This window comes from Azospirillum brasilense, assembly GCF_007827815.1.
GTDB classification, from domain to species: domain Bacteria; phylum Pseudomonadota; class Alphaproteobacteria; order Azospirillales; family Azospirillaceae; genus Azospirillum; species Azospirillum brasilense_C.
In genome coordinates this window covers 1-16,702 of record NZ_VITH01000011.1, presented here as the reverse complement: position 1 = coordinate 16,702, position 16,702 = coordinate 1, and the positions used below count along the sequence as shown (strand labels likewise).

Here is a 16,702-nt window from a genome sequence, read left to right as displayed (position 1 = left end):
CTCGGTGAGCTGATTTGCGGCGAGGGTATGGCTGGATGACGCAAAGGTCAAGTAGTGGCTTTCCGAAAGTTGCCATGGATTTCGAAGCAACCCGTCGAGGCAGATCACTCCACCCCGACCATCGTCTCCTCGACCAGCCAGTCGACCACCTGGGCCAGAGCCTCCCAGCCGGTGGCGCCCTGCTCCAGCGCCTCGCGGTAGATCGCCACCTGACGATGGGCGCTGGTGCCGCGCCGGATGATGTCGCGGGCGTTGGCGACCTCGGCCACACAATCGAAGCGCTCCGCGTCCTCGCGGGTCAGCTCGATCAGTTCCTCCATCAGGTCGCCGTAAGGAACGATGGTGCCGCGCCCGAAATCGACCAAACCCTCGTCGAGCCCGTAGCGCTGGGCCCGCCAGCGATTCTCGCCGATCAGCAGGTTCTTGTAGGGCCGCCACGTCACGTTCTTCGACCGGAGCCGCCACAGCATGCGCAGCAGGCAGCGGAACAGCGCCGCCACCGTCACCGCGTCGTCGAGGCGGGTGCAGACGTCGGTGATCCGCATCTCCAGCGTCGGGAAACGCTGGGACGGGCGGATGTCCCACCACAGCTTGCTCGCATCCTCGATGATCCCGGCGTTGACCAGGACGTTCACCTGCTGCTGGTACTCGCCGAAGCTCTGGAAGCTGTCGGGCATGCCGGTGCGCGGCAGTTCGTTCCACACCGCCAGCCGGTAGGATTTCCGCTGCATGTCCTGCCCCCGCCAGAAGGGCGAGGAGGTGGACAGCGCCAGCAGATGCGGCAGGAAGTAACGGACCTGGTTCATCAGGTCGATGCGCAGGTCGTCGTCCTCGATCCCGACATGGACGTGCATGCCGCAGATCATCAGCCGCCGCGCCGGCGCGCCCAGATCACGGGCCAGCATGTTGTAGCGGTCGCGGTTGGTGTGCTTCTGCGGCTCCCAGGCGGCGAAGGGATGGGTGGAAGCGGCGATGGGCGCCAGATTGTGGGCGCGCGCCACCCCGGCCACCGTCGCGCGCAGCCGCGCCAGCTCCGCCCGCGCCTCCGCCAGGGTGGAGCAGACCGGTGTGCCGACCTCGATCTGGCAGCGCAGGAACTCCGGATGGATCTGGCCCGGCGCCTGCTCCTGGCAGGCTTCCAGCATCTCGTCCGGCGGGTTGCGCGCGATGTCCCGCGAGCTGCGGTCCACCAGCAGATACTCTTCCTCAAGCCCCAGCGTGAAGGCTGGCTCCATGAACGCTCACTCCCGCGGGAACAGTTTGATTTCGTAGAGGCCGGGGTCGGCCAGAATCGGCTCCAGAGCGTCGCCCAGCACCGTCGCCCACAGCGCCGCCCCCTCCGGCGTGGCGATCAGGTCCTGGCGCACCTCGACCAGGACGTTGGGCAGTCCGGCGGGGGTCGCGTGGCTTTCCACCGTGCCGCCCAGGGTCGTCCGGCCCGAATAGGGCTCGTTGTCGCCGACGCACCAGCGCCCGTCGGCGCGCAGCCGCGCGATCATCGGAATCGGGATGCGCGGGTCATGGTCCCACAGGATGCCGACGTGCCAGGGCCGGGCGACGCCGCGCATCGCCGGCGTGAAGCTGTGGATCGACAGCAGCACCGGCACCTGCCCGCGCTCGCGCCGCCGGGCGACCTCGGCGGCGACCGCCGCGTGATAGGGCCGGAAGATGGCGTCGATGCGCCGCTCCTCCTCCGCGCGGTCCAGGGCGCGGTTGCCGGGGATCACCACATCGTCGCTGACCACCGGGATCGCGGTGGAATCGTTCAACGCGCGGTTCGGATCGATGACCAGCCGGGAATAGCCGGACAGCACCGCCGTCGCGCCGAACCGCTCCGACAGCCGCCGCGTCACCTCGGCCGCGCCGATGTCGTAGGCGATGTGCCGGCACAGATTGGTCTCGTCCAGCCCCAGCGTCCCCAGCGCCTTCGGGATGGCGCGCGAGGCGTGGTCGCACAGCAGGAGCACCGGACTGTCCGACTCCGGGCGCAGGACGGTGACCGGCGGCGGATCGTCGGGACCCAGCAACGGCGACGGCGGCGCGGCGCGCGGCGGCGACGGCAGGGTCACCGGTCGGAGGTGTTCGGCGGGCTTGCAGGGGGATCGCTGCGTCATGGTGGCACAGTATTGCAGGGTCTCGGGCGCAGCGGAAGTTCCCGCCGGTTGGTCCGAGGGCAACGGCCGGGACGCCTGGATGATCCCGTCGTCGCGGCAATGTCCCACAATCCGGGCCTTCCGCAGACGTGCCATGCGGCGGGGGAACATGGCGCCTGCAGGTTGCGTCCGCTATAACGGACGCCATGCCGGACGCCAGCACCCTCGCCCCCGTCGCGCGCGTCGACTCCGCGCAGCGGATCGCGCTGATCGCTCTCCTGACCGGGGCGCTGGGCATCGCCTTCGCCCCGATTTTCGTGCGCCTGTCCGAACTGGGACCGAGCGCCACCGCCTTCTGGCGGCTGGCCTTCGCCATCCCCGCCTTGTGGGTCTGGATGGCCGTGGAGCCGAAGGGCGGCGCGCGCGCGCGCAAGCCCTCGTCGCGGCGCGACTACGCCCGGCTGACCGCCGCCGGCCTGTTCTTCGCGGGCGACCTCGCCATCTGGCACTGGTCGATCCGCTACACCTCCGTCGCCAACTCCACACTGCTCGCCAACTTCGCGCCGATCTTCGTGACGCTGGTGTCCTGGCTGGTGTTCAAGGAACGGTTCAGCCGGACCTTCCTCACCGGACTCGCCCTCTCCCTGTGCGGCGCCATCATCCTGATGGGGCAAAGCCTGCAACTGAGCCCCGACCACCTGTTCGGCGACGCACTGGGGCTGCTGACCGCGGTGTTCTACAGCGGCTATTTCCTGATGGTCGGGCGGCTGCGGGCGGAGTTCTCCACCGCCACCATCATGACCTGGAGCGGGATCGTCACCGGCCTCGCCTTGCTGCCCATCGCCCTGCTGTCTGGGGAGAGCCTGATCGCCGGCTCGCTCGGCGGCTGGGGCGTTCTTCTGGGCCTCGCCCTGGTCAGCCACGCCGGCGGTCAGAGCCTGATCGCCTACGCGCTGGCCCATCTGCCCGCCGCCTTCTCCTCGGTCAGCCTGTTGCTCCAGCCGGCCGCCGCGGCGGTTCTGGCCTGGGCGCTCCTCGCCGAACCGCTCGGCGCGTTCCAGGCGGTCGGCGGCACCGTGGTACTGGCGGGCATCTTGGTGGCGCGGCGCGGGAGCCGATGAAAAGCACGGACGGAGCGGACCATACGCCGCCGTCCGGATGCGAGTTGACGTGATTTGCCCGACTCGGGTACGACCTATGACCGATTGCTGATGAAAGGGCATGACACCGTGTCCGACACCGAAGAACCCCACCACGTACCGCCCTCCTCCCAGCGCATTTCCGAATGGGTGGCGGAACGGCTTCTCGAACGGATCGCCCGCGGCGAACTGGTTCCGGGAGAGCGCCTGCCGGGCGAGCGTCAACTCGCCGAGCAACTCCATGTCAGCCGGGTGTCGGTGCGCGCGGCCCTGCAGAAACTGAAGACCCAGGGTTTCCTGACCGCCGTGCAAGGCGGCGGCACACGGGTGGTGTCCTCCGCCGGGGCGATGGACGGCGCGCTGACCGAGATGGTCCGGGTGAAGCACGCCAACCTTTGCGACCTCGTGGAGATTCGGCAGGCCCTGGAGAGCTGGGCGGCCCGGCGCGCCACCGAGCGCGCGACGCAGGAGCAGATCGACCACATCGGGCGGGTCCTCGCCGCCATGGGCGAGACGGGCCGGGACGGCAAGCAGGCCGCTGACGACATGGACTTCCACCTCGCCGTCGCGCAGGCGGCGGGAAGCCCGGTCTATCTGCATCTGCTGGCGACCATCCGCGACATCCTCGGCCAGATGATGGAATACCATCACACCGAGCCCTTCGCGCTGGGCCGCGAGGCGCTGATGATCGATCATCACCACGCCATCTACGACGCCATCAAACGCCGTGACGCCGATGCCGCGGCGGCGGCGGCGGCCGATCACCTCGGCTGGGTGCTCGACCGCTACAACGATCTGAGCCGCAAGGCGGAGGACCTCTCCCGCCCCGACACCGACGGCGCCCCGTAACAACGAACGCCGCCACCGGGGAGGACCACCCTCCCCGCCCCGTCGCCAGGGCATGAAAAAAGCCGCAAGGATCCGGAGATCCTTGCGACTTTTCCTTGTTCAACCGATCGTGGGGATCCCGGTTTGGCGGCCCGGTCAGGCCGCCAGGATGCCCTCGATCTGCTTCGTCACATCGTCGATCTCGGCCATGCCGTCCACCGTCTTCAGAACGCCACGGCTCTGGTAGTACGGAAGGATCGGCGCGGTCTGCTCGTGATACTGGGCGAGGCGGGTTTTCACCGTGTCGGCGTTGTCGTCGGCCCGGCGCTTGAACTCCGTGCTGCCGCAAACGTCGCACACACCCTCGACCTTCGGCTTCTCGAAGACGTCGTGATAACCCTTGCCACACTTGGCGCAGGTGTAACGGCCGGTGATGCGCTCGACCAGGATGTCGTCGACGACCTTCATCTCGATCACGTGATCGAGCTTCAGGCCCTTGTCCGACAGCATGGTGTCCAGCGCCTCGGCCTGGGCGACCGTCCGCGGGAAACCGTCGAGGATGAAGCCGTTGGCGACATCCGGCTTGGAAATGCGTTCAGCGATGATTTTGACCATCAGCTCATCCGGCATCAATTTGCCGGCGGACATGATGTCCTTCGCCTGCTGCCCAAGCGGACCACCCTCGGCGACCATCGCGCGGAGCATATCGCCCGTAGAAAGCTGGACGAGCCCGCGCGTGTCTTCGAGACGCCGCGCCTGGGTCCCCTTCCCGGCGCCCGGCGGTCCGAGCAGAATGAGATTCATTACTTTCTCCCCCGAAGCTTCGCTTTTTTAATCAGCCCCTCATACTGGTGGGCCAGCAGATGGGAATGAATCTGCGCAACCGTGTCCATCGTCACCGTGACCACGATCAGCAGGCTGGTGCCGCCAAAATAGAACGGAACCGAATGCTGGGAAATCAGGATTTCGGGGAGGAGACAAACCGCCACAAGGTAGGCCGAACCGATCACCGTCAGGCGGGTCAGCACGTAGTCGATGTAGTCCGCGGTGTTCTTTCCCGGACGGATGCCGGGAATGAAGCCGCCATACTTACGCAGGTTCTCGGCCGTGTCCGCGGGGTTGAAGACGATGGCCGTGTAGAAGAAGCAGAAGAAGATGATCAGCGCCGAATACAGGATCATGTAGAGCGGCGTGCCGTGCGCCAGATAGCGCGTGACGGTCTGCAACCACTCCGGACCCTCGCCGCCGGCAAAGCCGACCGCGGTCAGCGGCAGCAGCAGCAGCGACGACGCGAAGATCGGCGGGATGACGCCCGACGTGTTCAGCTTCAGCGGCAGGTGCGACGCTTCGCCGCCGAACACGCGGTTGCCCATCTGCCGCTTCGGGTACTGGATCAGCAGACGGCGCTGCGCGCGCTCCATGAAGACGATGAAGAACACGACCCCCACCGCCATCAGCAGCAGGAAGACGATGAACAGCGTGGACAGCGCGCCGGTGCGGCCCAGCTCCAGCGTGCTGACGAGCGCGCGCGGCAGCTCGGCGACGATACCGGCGAAGATGATGAGGGAGATGCCGTTGCCGATGCCGCGGGCGGTGATCTGCTCGCCCAGCCACATCAGGAACATGGTGCCGCCGACCAGCGTGATGACCGTGGCGATCTTGAAGAACAGCCCCGGTTCCGGAACCGCGGCGCCGGACGCGCCGGTCATCGCTTCAAGCCCCACCGCCAAGCCCCAGGCCTGCACGGTCGCCAGAAGGACGGTGCCGTAGCGGGTGTACTGGTTCAGCTTCTTGCGGCCCGATTCGCCCTCCTTCTTCAGCGCTTCCATCTGCGGCGACACCGCGGTCAGAAGCTGCACGATGATGGAGGCCGAAATGTACGGCATGATGTTGAGCGCGAAGATCGTCATGCGGTGCAGCGCGCCGCCGGCCAGCATGTCGAACATGCCCAGGATGCCCCCGCCCTGCTGCCGGAAAATATCGGCCAGGATCTGCGGGTTGACGCCCGGAATCGGGATGTAGGTGCCCAGGCGGTAGATGATCAAGGCACCAAGGGTGAACCAGATCCGCTTCTTCAGCTCGGTCGCCTTGGAGAAGGCCCCGAAATTAATGTTCGCGGCAAGCTGCTCGGCCGCTGATGCCATGGGTCGTATCCCTGTCCCTAATGCACGAACGGGCGGTCCTGCAGGATGCAGGCCGCCCCTCGCAACTTCGCTTCATTTAGTGCCGGAAGATGCCCGCGCGCAAGCGCGGGCTTCCGATCACTCGGCGGCTTCGGCGGCGGACGCGGTCAGCGTGACGCTGCCACCCGCCTTCTCGACCGCTTCCACAGCCGACTTGGAGGCGCCGGCCACGGTGAAGCTGGCCTTCGTCGTCAGGGCGCCCTTGCCCAGCAGACGGATGCCGTCCTTCTTCACCTTGCCGGTGACGCCCGCCGCTTCCAGAGCCACCGCATCGATGGTCTGGCTGGCGTCGAGCTTGCCGGCGTCGATGAACTTCTGGACCAGGCCCAGGTTCACGACCGAGTATTCCTTCGCGAAGATGTTGCGGAAACCGCGCTTCGGAAGGCGGCGGTGAAGGGGCATCTGGCCGCCTTCAAAGCCGTTGATGGCCACGCCGGTGCGCGAGGTCTGACCCTTGACGCCACGGCCGCCGGTCTTGCCCTTGCCCGAACCGATACCGCGGCCGACGCGCATGCGCTCCTTACGGGCACCGGGGTTGTCCCGGAGATCGTTCAGCTTCGTCATGGGTTCAGCCCTCGTTCTCGACGCGGACCAGGTGCGCGACCTTGGCGATCATGCCCCGCACGGCCGGAGTGTCCTCCAGTTCGCGGGTCCGGTGCAGCTTGTTGAGACCCAGACCGACCAGCGTTTCGCGCTGGTCGTGCTTGCGGCCGATCGGGCTGCCGGTCTGGGTGACGATGACGGTCTTCTTCTCGGCCATGATCAAGCCTCCTGCGCACCGGCAGCGCCGGTTTCACGCTTGCCGAGGATGTCGCTCACGCGACGGCCGCGACGGGCGGCGACGCTGCGCGGGCTGGAAACCTGCGACAGGGCGTCGAAGGTCGCCTTGATCATGTTGTGCGGGTTCGAGGTGCCGATGGACTTCGTCACCACGTCCTGCACACCCAGCGCCTCGAAGATCGCGCGCATCGGACCGCCGGCGATGATGCCGGTACCGGCCGGGGCGGTGCGCAGCACGACCTTGCCGGCACCGAAGTGACCGTTGGAGTCGTGGTGCAGCGTGCGGCCTTCGCGCAGCGGAACGCGGATCATGCCGCGCTTCGCCTGGTCGGTGGCCTTGCGGATCGCCTCCGGCACTTCACGGGCCTTGCCCGATCCGACGCCGACGCGGCCCTTGCCGTCACCGACCACCACCAGGGCGGCGAAGCCGAAGCGACGGCCGCCCTTCACAACCTTGGCGACGCGGTTGATCCCAACGAGCTTTTCGATCAGCTCGCTCTCTTCCCGGTCGCGATCGCGCGGCTGCCGATCACGGTCGCTCCGCTCGCCTCTTTCACGTGCCATTTCGGAGCCTCCTTAGAACGACAGCCCGCCCTCGCGGGCGGCGTCAGCCAGGGCCTTGACCCGGCCGTGGTAAATGTAGCCACCACGGTCGAACACGACCTCGGTGACGCCCGCCGCCTTGGCGCGCTCAGCGATGAGCGCACCGATCTTCTGGGCGGCTTCGACGTTCCCACCGTGCTTGAGCTGCTCGCGCAGCTCCTTTTCCACGGACGAGGCCGAGGCGACCGTGCGGCCGTTCTCGTCGTCGATGATCTGGGCGTAGATGTGCAGATTGGACCGGAAAACCGAAAGGCGAGCCCGCCCGCCGGCCTTCTTGGCAATCTGCGCGCGCACGCGCTGCTTGCGGCGCTCGTGGAGTTGCTTTGGCTTGAGCATGGCGGACCTTACTTCTTCTTGCCTTCCTTGCGGATGATCGTCTCGGTGTCGTACTTGATGCCCTTGCCCTTATAGGGCTCCGGCTTCTTCCAACCACGGATCTCCGCGGCCACCTGACCGACCTTCTGCTTGTCGAAGCCCGACACCGAGATCGCGGTGGGCTTGTCACACTTGATGGTGATGCCCTCCGGGATCGGGTACTTGACGTCGTGCGAGTAGCCGAGCTGCATGACCAGCTCCTTGCCCTGCACGGCGGCACGGTAACCGACGCCGTTGATCTCGAGGTTGATGGTGAAGCCCTGGTTGACGCCCGTGACCATGTTGTTGATCAGGGTGCGCGAGGTTGCCCACATGATGCGGGCGCGCTTGCTGTCGTTCGCCGGGGCCACCACGACCTTGCCGTCTTCCAGCTTGGCCGTGATGTCGTCGATGAGGGTCAGGCTGAGCGAACCCAGCTTGCCCTTGGCCGACACCTGCTGGCCGTTGACGGAGACGTCAACACCAGCCGGAACCGGCACGGGATGCTTTCCAATGCGCGACATCGAAGGGTCCCCCTTAGAACACGCGGCAGAGGACTTCACCGCCGACGTTGGCGGCGCGGGCCTCATTGTCCGACATCACGCCGCGCGGCGTGGAGAGGATCGCGATGCCGAGGCCGTTGAAGACGCGGGGCAGATCGGTGATCTTCGAATAGACGCGGCGGCCGGGCTTCGACACGCGGGCGATCTGCTTAATCACAGGCTCGCCTTCGTGATACTTCAGCTCGATCTTCAGGTTCTTGATGCCGGGGCGCAGCTCCTCCTCGGAGTAGCCGCGGATGTAACCCTCGCGCTTGAGAACCTCAAGCACGTTGCTGCGCAGCTTCGACGCCGGGCTCTGCACAACAGACATACGGGCGTGCTGACCGTTGCGAATGCGGGTCAGCATATCGCCGAGCGGATCGCTCAAAGACATTCTCCGACCCTCCTTACCAGCTCGACTTCACCATCCCCGGGATCTGGCCAGTGGAGGCCAGTTCACGGAGGGTGACGCGGGACAGCTTGAACTTGCGATAGAACGCCCGCGGACGGCCGGTCATTTCGCAGCGGTTGCGGATGCGCACCTTCGACGAGTTGCGCGGCATTTCGGCCAGCTTGAGGCGGGCGGCGAACTGCTCTTCCGGCGGGAGGGAGCGATCGGAGGCGATGGCCTTCAGGCGGGCACGCTTGTTGGCGAACTGCTTCACCAGCTTGGTGCGACGCTTGTTCTTCTCGATGGCACTGGTCTTAGCCATGGGGTCGTGCTCCAGCCAATCAGGCCACAAACGGCATGTCGAAGGCCTTCAGGAGAGCCTTGGCCTCCTTGTCGGTCTTCGCCGAGGTGACGAAAATGATGTCCATGCCGCGGATCTGATCGATCTTGTCGTAGTCGATCTCCGGGAAAATGATCTGCTCCTTCACGCCCATGGCATAGTTGCCACGGCCGTCGAAGCTGTTGCCGGGAATGCCGCGGAAGTCGCGGACACGCGGCAACGCGATCGTGACCAGGCGATCCAGGAACTCGTACATCCGCTCACGACGGAGCGTGACCTTGCACCCGATCGCCATGCCCTCACGCAGCTTGAACTGCGCGATCGACTTGCGGGACTTCGTGACGATCGGCTTCTGGCCGCTGATCGCCGTCAGTTCGCTCACCGCATTCTGGATCTTCTTGGAGTCGCCGACAGCTTCGCCGACACCCATGTTGATGACGATCTTCTCGATCCGCGGAACTTCCATGTCGTTCGCGTAGCCGAACTCAGCCTTGAGCGCGGCGCGGATCTTGGAGTCGTACACTTCCTTCAAACGTGCAGCCATTGGTCCGGTCCTCACACGTCGATGACTTCGCCGGACCGCTTGGCGACACGCACCTTGCGGCCATCCTCAAGGACCTTGAAACCGACGCGGGTCGGCTTGCCGTCCTTGGGGTCGACATGAGCAACGTTCGAGACGTTGATGGGCGCCTCGAACTCAACGATGCCGCCCTGCGAGGTGGCGCTCGGACGCTGGTGCTTCTTCACCACGTTCACGCCCTGCACGACGACACGGTTTTCCGCCGGGATGACCTTGAGGACCTCACCGGTCTTCCCCTTGTCCTTGCCGGCAAGGATGACGACCTTGTCCTTGGTCTTGATCTTCGCGGCCATCACAGCACCTCCGGCGCCAGCGAGATGATCTTCATGAACTTCTTGCCGCGAAGCTCACGAGTGACCGGCCCGAAGATACGCGTGCCGATCGGCTCGCCCTGCTTGTTGATCAGCACGGCGGCATTGCGGTCGAAACGGATCGCGGACCCGTCCTCCCGGCGCAGTTCCTTCGCGGTGCGGACGATGACGGCGCGATGCACGTCGCCCTTCTTGACGCGACCCTTCGGAATGGCCTCCTTGACGGAGACGACGATGACGTCGCCGACGGTGGCCACCTTCCGCTTGGACCCGCCAAGCACCTTGATGCACTGCACCCGGCGCGCCCCGCTATTGTCGGCGACTTCCAGGTTGGTTTGCATCTGGATCATGGTTTGTACCCTTCCGTTTACGCGGCGCCGCTAACGGCGGCGGACTCAAGCACGACCGTCCAGCGCTTGCGCTTGGAGATCGGGCGGCATTCGATGATCGAAACGGTATCGCCGACCTTGAACTGGTTGCCCTCGTCGTGGGCGGCGTACTTCTTCGACTGACGAATGAACTTCTTGTACACGGGGTGCATGACGCGGCGCTCGACCAGGACGATAACCGTCTTGTCGCCCTTGTCGCTGACCACCGTGCCCTGCAGAACGCGGCGAGGCATAGGTAGCCCTCCTTACTTGCCGGCTTCGGCCGAGCGCGTGCGCTCGCCGAGGATCGTCTTGATGCGCGCGATGTCGCGACGCACCACTCGCACCCGCGCGGTGTTCTCCAGCTGGCCGGAGGCCCGCTGGAAACGCAGGTTGAACTGTTCCTTCTTGAGCTGGAGGAGCTGATCGTTCAGCTCCTCGGTGCTCTTCGCACGAACGTCGACGGGCTTCATGCCGCCACCTCCTCACCGCCGCCGAGGCGGGTCACCAGCTTGGTCTTGATCGGCAGCTTGGCGGCCGCCAGGGCGAACGCCTGCTTTGCCACATCCGCGGGCACGCCGTCCAGCTCAAACAGGATGCGGCCGGGATGAACGCGGGCCGCCCAGTACTCGGGCGTGCCCTTACCGGAACCCATGCGGACTTCGGCGGGCTTGGTGGAGACCGGCAGGTCCGGGAACACGCGGATCCACACGCGGCCCTGACGCTTCATGGCGCGGGTGATCGCGCGGCGGGCCGCCTCGATCTGGCGGGCCGTGATGCGCTCCGGCTCCAGGGCCTTGAGCCCGAAGGAGCCGAAGTTCAGCTGGGTGCCGCCCTTCGCGTTGCCGTGGATGCGGCCCTTGTGGGCCTTGCGGTACTTGGTACGCTTCGGAGAAAGCATCGCTCGTGCCCCTTACTAGCGGTCAGCCCGCTCAGAGCGGTCACGGTCGCCGCGACCACGGCCCCCACGCTCCTCACGGTCACCACGCTCGCGACGCTCGCGCCGCGGCTCGCCATCGGTCGACACCGGCTCGGTGCCCATGCGCTTGTCCTGCGCCATCGGGTCGTGCGCCATGATCTCGCCCTTGAAGACCCACACCTTGACACCGCAGGTGCCGTAGGTGGTCTTCGCGGTCGCGGTGCCGTAGTCGATGTCCGCACGCAGGGTGTGCAGCGGAACGCGGCCCTCGCGGTACCACTCCAGGCGGGCGATCTCGGCGCCGCCGAGACGACCGGAGCAGTTGATCCGGATGCCCTGGGCGCCCAGACGCATGGCCGACTGAACGGCGCGCTTCATGGCGCGACGGAAGGCGACCCGGCGCTCGAGCTGGCTGGAGATGTTCTCGGCGATGAGCTTGGCATCGATCTCCGGCTTGCGGATCTCGATGATGTTCAGGCTCACCTCGCCGCCGGCCATCTTCGACAGCTCGGTGCGCAGCTTCTCGATGTCCGCGCCCTTCTTGCCGATCACCACGCCGGGACGGGCCGAGTGGATGGTGACGCGGGCCTTCTTGGCCGGACGCTCGATGATGACGCGCGAGCAGCCGGCCTGCTGCAGGCGACCCTGCAGATAGCCGCGCAGCTTCAGGTCCTGGTGCAGCAGGTTGGCGTAGTCGCGCTTGGCGAACCAACGGCTGTCCCAGGTCCGGTTGATGCCGAGGCGCAGCCCGATCGGATTGACTTTCTGACCCATCTTACTCGGCCCCTTCGGCAGCGGCGGCTTCGCGCTCACGCACGATGATCGTCAGGTTGGAGAACAGCTTCTCGACCCGCGCGCCACGGCCACGGGCACGGGCGTGGAAGCGCTTCATCACCAGGGCGCGGCCGACCGTCGCCGAGGAGACGTACAGGCGGTCCACATCGAGCTGATGGTTGTTCTCGGCGTTGGCGATCGCGGCCTGCAGAACCTTCTTCACCTCGCCGGCGATGCGGCGCTTGGAGAAGGTCAGCTCGGCCACGGCGCTGCTGGCATCCTTGTTCCGGATGAGCTGGGCGACGAGGTTCAGCTTGCGCGGGCTGGTGCGGATCATCGGATTGGAGGCGATCGCCTCGTTCTCCGCGATACGGCTGGGGTTGGAGGGCTTGCCCATGGCTTACTTCCTCTTCGCCTTCTTGTCCGCCGCGTGCCCGTAGAAGGTGCGCGTCGGAGCGAACTCACCGAACTTGTGGCCGATCATGTTCTCGGTCACCAGAACCGGCAGGAACTTGTGGCCATTGTACACGCCGAACGTGAGACCCACGAACTGCGGCAGGATCGTCGAGCGGCGCGACCAGATCTTGATGATCTCGTTGCGGCCCGAGGCCCGCGACTTGTCCGCCTTCTTGAGCAGGTAGCCGTCGACGAACGGGCCCTTCCAAACGGAGCGTGCCATCGTCCGCCCTCCTTACTTCGAATGACGGCGGCGCAGGATCAGGCCATCCGTCTTCTTGTTGTGACGAGTCTTCTTGCCCTTGGTCGGCTTGCCCCACGGCGTGACCGGATGACGGCCACCCGAGGTGCGCCCTTCACCACCACCGTGCGGGTGGTCGATCGGGTTCATGGCGACACCACGGACGGACGGACGGATGCCCAGCCAACGGCTGCGACCGGCCTTGCCCTTGTTGGTGTTCATGTTGTCCGGGTTCGACACGGCACCCAGGGTGGCCATGCAGTCGCCGCGGACCACGCGAAGCTCGCCCGAGGGCAGCTTCAGCTGGGCGTACCCGCCGTCGCGGCCAACCAGCTGCAGGTAGGTGCCGGCCGAACGGGCCAGCTGACCACCCTTGCCGGGCTTCAGCTCGACGTTGTGCAGCACCGAACCGACCGGGATGTTCTTCAGCGGCATGGCGTTGCCGGGCTTCACATCCACCTTCTCGCCGGCGATCACCGTGTCGCCCACCTTCAGGCGCTGCGGCGCCAGAATGTAGGACATGGTGCCGTCCTCATACTTGATGAGGGCGATGAAGGCCGTGCGGTTCGGATCGTACTCCAGGCGCTCGACAGTCGCCGGGACGTTGAACTTGCGGCGCTTGAAGTCCACCAGACGGTAGACGCGCTTGTGACCGCCACCCATCCGGCGCGCGGTGATGCGGCCGGTGTTGTTGCGGCCGCCGGACTTGGTCAGGCCCTCGGTGAGGGTCTTGACCGGCTTGCCCTTCCACAGCTCCGAGCGGTCGACGATGACCAGCTGGCGGAGCGACGGCGTAATTGGGCGATATTGCTTCAGAGCCATCGGATCACACTCCCGCTCAGATGCCCGTGGTCACGTCGATCTTGTTCCCCTCGGCGAGGGTCACGACGGCCTTCTTGAAGTCCGAGCGACGGCCGATGGTCCCGCGGAAGCGCTTGGTCTTGCCCTTGGTAACCAGGGTGTTGACCGCCGTCACCTTCACGTTGAACAGCCCCTCGACAGCCGACTTGATCTCCGGCTTGGTCGCCGACAGCGGCACGCGGAACGTCACCTGATTGTGCTCCGACGCCATCGTCGACTTCTCGGTGATCACCGGAGCCAGGATGAGGTCGTACATCCGCTCCTGGCTCACCGCAGGTTTCGACTGCTTGCTCATTTCAGGCGAGCCTCCAGCTGCTCGACCGCGTTGCGGGTCAGGACCAGCGTATCGCGGCGAAGAATGTCGTAGACGTTGGCGCCCTGCTCCGGCAGCACGTCGATCAGCGGGATGTTGCGCGAGGCCCGAGCGAAGTTCTCGTTCAGGTTGGCGCCATCGATGATCAGAGCCGAGGTCAGGCCGAGCGAAGCGAGACGGACAGCCAGTTCCTTGGTCTTGTGGCTCTCGGCCGAAGCGGCGTCGAGGACCAGGAGCTTGCCTTCCGCGGCCTTGGTGGACAGCGCGGTCTTCAGGGCCAGCTTGCGGACCTTCTTGGTCAGGTCATGCTCGTGCGAGCGGACGACCGGGCCGAAGATGGTCGCGCCGCCACGGAACTGGGCGGAACGCATGGAGCCCTGACGGGCGCGGCCGGTGCCCTTCTGGCGGTACGGCTTCTTGCCGGTGCCGGAGATCTCGCTGACCGTCTTGGTCTTGTGGTTGCCGGCGCGGCGCTTGGCCAGCTGCCAGTTGACCATGCGGGCCAGGATGTCCGTGCGGGACGGAAGGCCGAAGACCTCGTCAGCCAGCTCGATCTCGCCGACGGTCTCGTTGTTCAGGTTCTTAATGGTCGCCTTCATGGCCATCACTCCTGCGGCTCGGCGGCGGCTTCAGCGGCCGGCGCAGCCTTGATCCCCGCGGGGAACGGCAGTCCTTCCGGAGCCTTCTTCTTCACCGCGTCGCGGATGCGGAGCCAAGCCCCCTCGGCGCCCGGAACGGCACCCTTGAGGAAGATCAGACCGCGGTCCTCATCGACCGACACGACCTTCAGGTTCAGAACCGTGACCTTCTCGTCGCCGAGATGACCGGCCATCTTCTTGTTCTTGAAGACCTTGCCGGGGTCCTGGCGGTTACCCGTCGAACCGTGCGAGCGGTGCGACACCGACACGCCGTGCGTCGCGCGCAGACCACCGAAGTTCCAGCGCTTCATCGGACCGGCGAAGCCCTTACCGATGGAAGTGCCGGTGACGTCGACGAACTGGCCCGGGAGGAAATGCGCAGCCGAGAGCTCGGCGCCGACCTCGATCAGCGCGTCGGCATCGACGCGGAACTCGACCAGCTTGCGCTTGGGCTCGACGCGCGCCTTGGCAAAATGCCCGCGCTGCGGCTTCGTGACGTTCTTCACCTTGATGGCGCCTGCGCCGAGCTGGACGGCGGTGTAGCCATCCTTGTCCTCGGTGCGAACGGCGACGACCTGGCAGCTGTCGACTTTCAGCACAGTCACCGGCACGTGCTGCCCGTCGTCCGTGAAGACGCGGGTCATGCCGACTTTCTGCGCGATCAAACCGGATCGCATTGTTCTTTATCTCCTGACCAGGGACATCCTCGGAGGGAGAGGTCCCTCAACAGCAACGAATTAGAGCTTGATCTCGACGTCCACACCGGCAGCGAGGTCGAGCTTCATCAGCGCGTCCACCGTCTGCGGCGTCGGATCGACGATGTCGAGCAGACGCTTGTGGGTGCGGATTTCGAACTGCTCGCGCGACTTCTTGTCGACGTGCGGCGAGCGGTTCACCGTAAACTTCTCGATCTGCGTCGGCAGCGGGATCGGGCCCCGCACCCGAGCACCGGTCCGCTTGGCGGTGTTGACGATCTCGCTGGTCGACTGGTCGAGCACGCGATGGTCAAACGCCTTCAAGCGGATGCGGATGTTCTGGCTGTCCATGTCCAAACGTCCCTTGCACCTCGTTTCGATGACGCGACTGCGTCACCGGCACCCCAAAATCAGTCCCCCGGGGACCCGCGGCGGCAGGCGAACCTACGCCGGCTCACCGAAGCGGTGGGCGGCGGTTCGTCTGTCCGATCTGACGGCCGATACGAAAAAGAACATCCCCCGCATCGCAATGCGGATGGATGTTCCTGGCAGCAACCGGTGCAAGTGGAGCTTGCGGTGCCGTTCGTGATCGGGCTGCGTCTAGGCCGGACGTGCCTACTACCAACCCAAATTCCAGAGGGCGTAACGTGTATGCCCTGGGCGCCCTGGTGTCAACCCACATTTTCCCACCTGTGACAGGAGGGTGACGGGATCGGCCCGGTTCGGCGCGCCACGCCGCATTATCGCGGATCGGCCATGCAAAAAGGGGCCGGCCCGCAGGCCGGCCCCCCTTCGCAAAACAGACGCTTACTTGATGATCGAGGCGACGACGCCGGCGCCGACCGTGCGGCCACCTTCGCGGATGGCGAAGCGCAGGCCCTCGTCCATGGCGATCGGAGCGATCAGCTCGACTTCCATGGAGATGTTGTCGCCCGGCATCACCATCTCGGTGCCTTCCGGCAGCTTCACCATGCCCGTCACGTCGGTCGTGCGGAAGTAGAACTGCGGACGGTAGTTGGTGAAGAACGGCGTGTGGCGGCCACCCTCTTCCTTCGTCAGGATGTAGGCCTCGGCCTTGAAGGTGGTGTGCGGCGTGATGCTGCCCGGCTTGGCCAGAACCTGGCCGCGCTCGACGTCCTCACGCTTCGTGCCGCGCAGCAGCGCGCCGATGTTGTCGCCCGCCTCACCCGAGTCGAGGAGCTTGCGGAACATCTCGACGCCGGTCACGGTGGTCTTGACCGTGGTCTTCAGACCGACGATCTCGACTTCCTCGCCGACCTTGACGATGCCGCG

Annotated in this window: 28 protein-coding genes; 2 read left to right on the top strand and 26 right to left on the bottom strand. The window is 65.9% G+C overall.

Annotated elements, in window-relative coordinates; genetic code table 11:
• Positions 1-104: 104 nt before the first annotated feature.
• Together FBZ83_RS21530 and FBZ83_RS21525 are read right to left on the bottom strand one after the other, a co-directional pair.
• Entirely contained in the window at positions 105-1,235 is a 1,131-nt protein-coding gene (locus FBZ83_RS21530; RefSeq protein ID WP_145688535.1) for a carboxylate-amine ligase, read from the bottom strand.
• Between the two features lie 6 nt (positions 1,236-1,241).
• On the bottom strand, positions 1,242-2,114 hold the full coding sequence (locus FBZ83_RS21525) for an N-formylglutamate amidohydrolase (RefSeq protein ID WP_145688531.1): 873 nt from the start codon (positions 2,112-2,114) through the stop codon (positions 1,242-1,244).
• A 185-nt stretch (positions 2,115-2,299) separates the two neighbouring features.
• Here FBZ83_RS21525 and FBZ83_RS21520 point away from each other — a divergent pair, with 185 nt between their 5' ends.
• Positions 2,300-3,214 carry a DMT family transporter gene (locus FBZ83_RS21520; RefSeq protein ID WP_145688529.1) on the top strand — a complete coding sequence of 305 codons (915 nt, stop codon included), beginning with the start codon at positions 2,300-2,302 and terminating at the stop codon, positions 3,212-3,214.
• A 108-nt stretch (positions 3,215-3,322) separates the two neighbouring features.
• On the top strand, positions 3,323-4,081 hold the full coding sequence (locus tag FBZ83_RS21515) for a FadR/GntR family transcriptional regulator (protein ID WP_247883304.1): 759 nt from the start codon (positions 3,323-3,325) through the stop codon (positions 4,079-4,081).
• 135 nt (positions 4,082-4,216) lie between these two features.
• Here FBZ83_RS21515 and FBZ83_RS21510 read toward each other — a convergent pair whose 3' ends face one another.
• The 24 genes from FBZ83_RS21510 to FBZ83_RS21395 all read right to left on the bottom strand — a co-directional run.
• Entirely contained in the window at positions 4,217-4,864 is a 648-nt protein-coding gene (locus FBZ83_RS21510) for an adenylate kinase (RefSeq protein WP_014241019.1), read from the bottom strand.
• Positions 4,864-6,204 carry a preprotein translocase subunit SecY gene (gene secY, locus FBZ83_RS21505; protein ID WP_014241020.1) on the bottom strand — a complete coding sequence of 447 codons (1,341 nt, stop codon included), beginning with the start codon at positions 6,202-6,204 and terminating at the stop codon, positions 4,864-4,866. Before secY ends, FBZ83_RS21510 begins: the two co-directional genes overlap by 1 nt.
• A 117-nt stretch (positions 6,205-6,321) precedes the next feature.
• On the bottom strand, positions 6,322-6,807 hold the full coding sequence (rplO, locus tag FBZ83_RS21500; protein ID WP_014241021.1) for a 50S ribosomal protein L15: 486 nt from the start codon (positions 6,805-6,807) through the stop codon (positions 6,322-6,324).
• A 4-nt stretch (positions 6,808-6,811) separates the two neighbouring features.
• Positions 6,812-7,003 (bottom strand): 50S ribosomal protein L30, encoded by a 192-nt coding sequence (gene rpmD / locus FBZ83_RS21495; protein WP_014241022.1) that lies wholly within the window; start codon positions 7,001-7,003, stop codon positions 6,812-6,814.
• A gap of 2 nt (positions 7,004-7,005) precedes the next feature.
• Positions 7,006-7,587, bottom strand: coding sequence for a 30S ribosomal protein S5 (rpsE, locus tag FBZ83_RS21490; protein WP_035675037.1), 582 nt, complete (start codon positions 7,585-7,587; stop codon positions 7,006-7,008).
• A gap of 12 nt (positions 7,588-7,599) precedes the next feature.
• Positions 7,600-7,962, bottom strand: coding sequence for a 50S ribosomal protein L18 (gene rplR / locus FBZ83_RS21485; RefSeq protein WP_014241024.1), 363 nt, complete (start codon positions 7,960-7,962; stop codon positions 7,600-7,602).
• An 8-nt stretch (positions 7,963-7,970) separates the two neighbouring features.
• Positions 7,971-8,504 carry a 50S ribosomal protein L6 gene (gene rplF, locus FBZ83_RS21480; protein ID WP_114857557.1) on the bottom strand — a complete coding sequence of 178 codons (534 nt, stop codon included), beginning with the start codon at positions 8,502-8,504 and terminating at the stop codon, positions 7,971-7,973.
• 13 nt (positions 8,505-8,517) lie between these two features.
• Positions 8,518-8,916, bottom strand: a complete 399-nt coding sequence (rpsH, locus tag FBZ83_RS21475; RefSeq protein ID WP_035675041.1) for a 30S ribosomal protein S8 — start codon at positions 8,914-8,916, stop codon at positions 8,518-8,520.
• Positions 8,917-8,929: 13 nt separating this feature from the next.
• A complete protein-coding gene (gene rpsN, locus FBZ83_RS21470) occupies positions 8,930-9,235 on the bottom strand; it encodes a 30S ribosomal protein S14 (RefSeq protein ID WP_014241026.1) in 306 nt (101 codons plus the stop codon).
• A gap of 19 nt (positions 9,236-9,254) precedes the next feature.
• Complete coding sequence (gene rplE, locus FBZ83_RS21465; RefSeq protein ID WP_035675042.1) at positions 9,255-9,797, bottom strand: 50S ribosomal protein L5; 543 nt, start codon at positions 9,795-9,797, stop codon at positions 9,255-9,257.
• Between the two features lie 11 nt (positions 9,798-9,808).
• On the bottom strand, positions 9,809-10,129 hold the full coding sequence (gene rplX / locus FBZ83_RS21460; protein ID WP_088123921.1) for a 50S ribosomal protein L24: 321 nt from the start codon (positions 10,127-10,129) through the stop codon (positions 9,809-9,811).
• Positions 10,126-10,494, bottom strand: coding sequence for a 50S ribosomal protein L14 (gene rplN / locus FBZ83_RS21455; protein WP_012973215.1), 369 nt, complete (start codon positions 10,492-10,494; stop codon positions 10,126-10,128). The genes rplX and rplN overlap by 4 nt, the downstream gene beginning before the upstream one ends.
• 17 nt (positions 10,495-10,511) lie before the next feature.
• A complete protein-coding gene (gene rpsQ / locus FBZ83_RS21450; RefSeq protein ID WP_014241029.1) occupies positions 10,512-10,766 on the bottom strand; it encodes a 30S ribosomal protein S17 in 255 nt (84 codons plus the stop codon).
• A 12-nt stretch (positions 10,767-10,778) separates the two neighbouring features.
• The gene (gene rpmC / locus FBZ83_RS21445) at positions 10,779-10,985 is read right to left on the bottom strand and encodes a 50S ribosomal protein L29 (protein WP_145678370.1); all 207 of its coding nucleotides are present in this window, start codon (positions 10,983-10,985) and stop codon (positions 10,779-10,781) included.
• Positions 10,982-11,413, bottom strand: a complete 432-nt coding sequence (gene rplP / locus FBZ83_RS21440; protein WP_014241031.1) for a 50S ribosomal protein L16 — start codon at positions 11,411-11,413, stop codon at positions 10,982-10,984. The genes rpmC and rplP overlap by 4 nt, the downstream gene beginning before the upstream one ends.
• A gap of 15 nt (positions 11,414-11,428) precedes the next feature.
• The gene (gene rpsC, locus FBZ83_RS21435) at positions 11,429-12,205 is read right to left on the bottom strand and encodes a 30S ribosomal protein S3 (protein ID WP_114857559.1); all 777 of its coding nucleotides are present in this window, start codon (positions 12,203-12,205) and stop codon (positions 11,429-11,431) included.
• Position 12,206: 1 nt separating this feature from the next.
• Entirely contained in the window at positions 12,207-12,602 is a 396-nt protein-coding gene (rplV, locus tag FBZ83_RS21430; RefSeq protein ID WP_035675046.1) for a 50S ribosomal protein L22, read from the bottom strand.
• 3 nt (positions 12,603-12,605) lie between these two features.
• The gene (gene rpsS / locus FBZ83_RS21425) at positions 12,606-12,884 is read right to left on the bottom strand and encodes a 30S ribosomal protein S19 (protein WP_014241034.1); all 279 of its coding nucleotides are present in this window, start codon (positions 12,882-12,884) and stop codon (positions 12,606-12,608) included.
• 12 nt (positions 12,885-12,896) lie between these two features.
• Positions 12,897-13,724: a 50S ribosomal protein L2 gene (gene rplB, locus FBZ83_RS21420; RefSeq protein WP_014241035.1), complete on the bottom strand. Its 828-nt coding sequence runs from the start codon at positions 13,722-13,724 to the stop codon at positions 12,897-12,899.
• Between the two features lie 16 nt (positions 13,725-13,740).
• Positions 13,741-14,058 carry a 50S ribosomal protein L23 gene (locus tag FBZ83_RS21415; protein ID WP_035675048.1) on the bottom strand — a complete coding sequence of 106 codons (318 nt, stop codon included), beginning with the start codon at positions 14,056-14,058 and terminating at the stop codon, positions 13,741-13,743.
• The gene (rplD, locus tag FBZ83_RS21410; protein ID WP_145688527.1) at positions 14,055-14,675 is read right to left on the bottom strand and encodes a 50S ribosomal protein L4; all 621 of its coding nucleotides are present in this window, start codon (positions 14,673-14,675) and stop codon (positions 14,055-14,057) included. The genes FBZ83_RS21415 and rplD overlap by 4 nt, the downstream gene beginning before the upstream one ends.
• Positions 14,676-14,680: 5 nt before the next feature.
• On the bottom strand, positions 14,681-15,391 hold the full coding sequence (gene rplC, locus FBZ83_RS21405; RefSeq protein ID WP_035675049.1) for a 50S ribosomal protein L3: 711 nt from the start codon (positions 15,389-15,391) through the stop codon (positions 14,681-14,683).
• 60 nt (positions 15,392-15,451) lie between these two features.
• Entirely contained in the window at positions 15,452-15,760 is a 309-nt protein-coding gene (gene rpsJ, locus FBZ83_RS21400) for a 30S ribosomal protein S10 (RefSeq protein WP_014241039.1), read from the bottom strand.
• 456 nt (positions 15,761-16,216) lie between these two features.
• Positions 16,217-16,702: EF-Tu/IF-2/RF-3 family GTPase (locus tag FBZ83_RS21395; RefSeq protein ID WP_247888421.1), on the bottom strand; the 486-nt coding region annotated here is incomplete at its 5' end.

What these genes read in the sequence shown, in the direction of transcription:
- secY (WP_014241020.1), bottom strand. Translation starts at nt 6,204, where the DNA reads ATGGCATCAGCGGCCGAGCAGCTTGCCGCGAACATTAATTTCGGGGCC.
- rpsJ (WP_014241039.1), bottom strand. Translation starts at nt 15,760, where the DNA reads ATGGACAGCCAGAACATCCGCATCCGCTTGAAGGCGTTTGACCATCGC.
- FBZ83_RS21530 (WP_145688535.1), bottom strand. Translation starts at nt 1,235, where the DNA reads ATGGAGCCAGCCTTCACGCTGGGGCTTGAGGAAGAGTATCTGCTGGTG.
- rpsE (WP_035675037.1), bottom strand. Translation starts at nt 7,587, where the DNA reads ATGGCACGTGAAAGAGGCGAGCGGAGCGACCGTGATCGGCAGCCGCGC.
- FBZ83_RS21520 (WP_145688529.1), top strand. Translation starts at nt 2,300, where the DNA reads ATGCCGGACGCCAGCACCCTCGCCCCCGTCGCGCGCGTCGACTCCGCG.
- rpsH (WP_035675041.1), bottom strand. Translation starts at nt 8,916, where the DNA reads ATGTCTTTGAGCGATCCGCTCGGCGATATGCTGACCCGCATTCGCAAC.
- rplR (WP_014241024.1), bottom strand. Translation starts at nt 7,962, where the DNA reads ATGCTCAAGCCAAAGCAACTCCACGAGCGCCGCAAGCAGCGCGTGCGC.
- rplE (WP_035675042.1), bottom strand. Translation starts at nt 9,797, where the DNA reads ATGGCTGCACGTTTGAAGGAAGTGTACGACTCCAAGATCCGCGCCGCG.
- rpsC (WP_114857559.1), bottom strand. Translation starts at nt 12,205, where the DNA reads ATGGGTCAGAAAGTCAATCCGATCGGGCTGCGCCTCGGCATCAACCGG.
- rplB (WP_014241035.1), bottom strand. Translation starts at nt 13,724, where the DNA reads ATGGCTCTGAAGCAATATCGCCCAATTACGCCGTCGCTCCGCCAGCTG.
- rpsQ (WP_014241029.1), bottom strand. Translation starts at nt 10,766, where the DNA reads ATGCCTCGCCGCGTTCTGCAGGGCACGGTGGTCAGCGACAAGGGCGAC.
- FBZ83_RS21415 (WP_035675048.1), bottom strand. Translation starts at nt 14,058, where the DNA reads ATGAGCAAGCAGTCGAAACCTGCGGTGAGCCAGGAGCGGATGTACGAC.
- rplP (WP_014241031.1), bottom strand. Translation starts at nt 11,413, where the DNA reads ATGCTTTCTCCGAAGCGTACCAAGTACCGCAAGGCCCACAAGGGCCGC.
- rplC (WP_035675049.1), bottom strand. Translation starts at nt 15,391, where the DNA reads ATGCGATCCGGTTTGATCGCGCAGAAAGTCGGCATGACCCGCGTCTTC.
- FBZ83_RS21525 (WP_145688531.1), bottom strand. Translation starts at nt 2,114, where the DNA reads ATGACGCAGCGATCCCCCTGCAAGCCCGCCGAACACCTCCGACCGGTG.
- rplO (WP_014241021.1), bottom strand. Translation starts at nt 6,807, where the DNA reads ATGACGAAGCTGAACGATCTCCGGGACAACCCCGGTGCCCGTAAGGAG.
- rpsN (WP_014241026.1), bottom strand. Translation starts at nt 9,235, where the DNA reads ATGGCTAAGACCAGTGCCATCGAGAAGAACAAGCGTCGCACCAAGCTG.
- rpmD (WP_014241022.1), bottom strand. Translation starts at nt 7,003, where the DNA reads ATGGCCGAGAAGAAGACCGTCATCGTCACCCAGACCGGCAGCCCGATC.
- rplD (WP_145688527.1), bottom strand. Translation starts at nt 14,675, where the DNA reads ATGAAGGCGACCATTAAGAACCTGAACAACGAGACCGTCGGCGAGATC.
- rpsS (WP_014241034.1), bottom strand. Translation starts at nt 12,884, where the DNA reads ATGGCACGCTCCGTTTGGAAGGGCCCGTTCGTCGACGGCTACCTGCTC.
- rplF (WP_114857557.1), bottom strand. Translation starts at nt 8,504, where the DNA reads ATGTCGCGCATTGGAAAGCATCCCGTGCCGGTTCCGGCTGGTGTTGAC.
- rpmC (WP_145678370.1), bottom strand. Translation starts at nt 10,985, where the DNA reads ATGAAGCCCGTCGACGTTCGTGCGAAGAGCACCGAGGAGCTGAACGAT.
- rplV (WP_035675046.1), bottom strand. Translation starts at nt 12,602, where the DNA reads ATGGGCAAGCCCTCCAACCCCAGCCGTATCGCGGAGAACGAGGCGATC.
- rplN (WP_012973215.1), bottom strand. Translation starts at nt 10,494, where the DNA reads ATGATCCAGATGCAAACCAACCTGGAAGTCGCCGACAATAGCGGGGCG.
- FBZ83_RS21510 (WP_014241019.1), bottom strand. Translation starts at nt 4,864, where the DNA reads ATGAATCTCATTCTGCTCGGACCGCCGGGCGCCGGGAAGGGGACCCAG.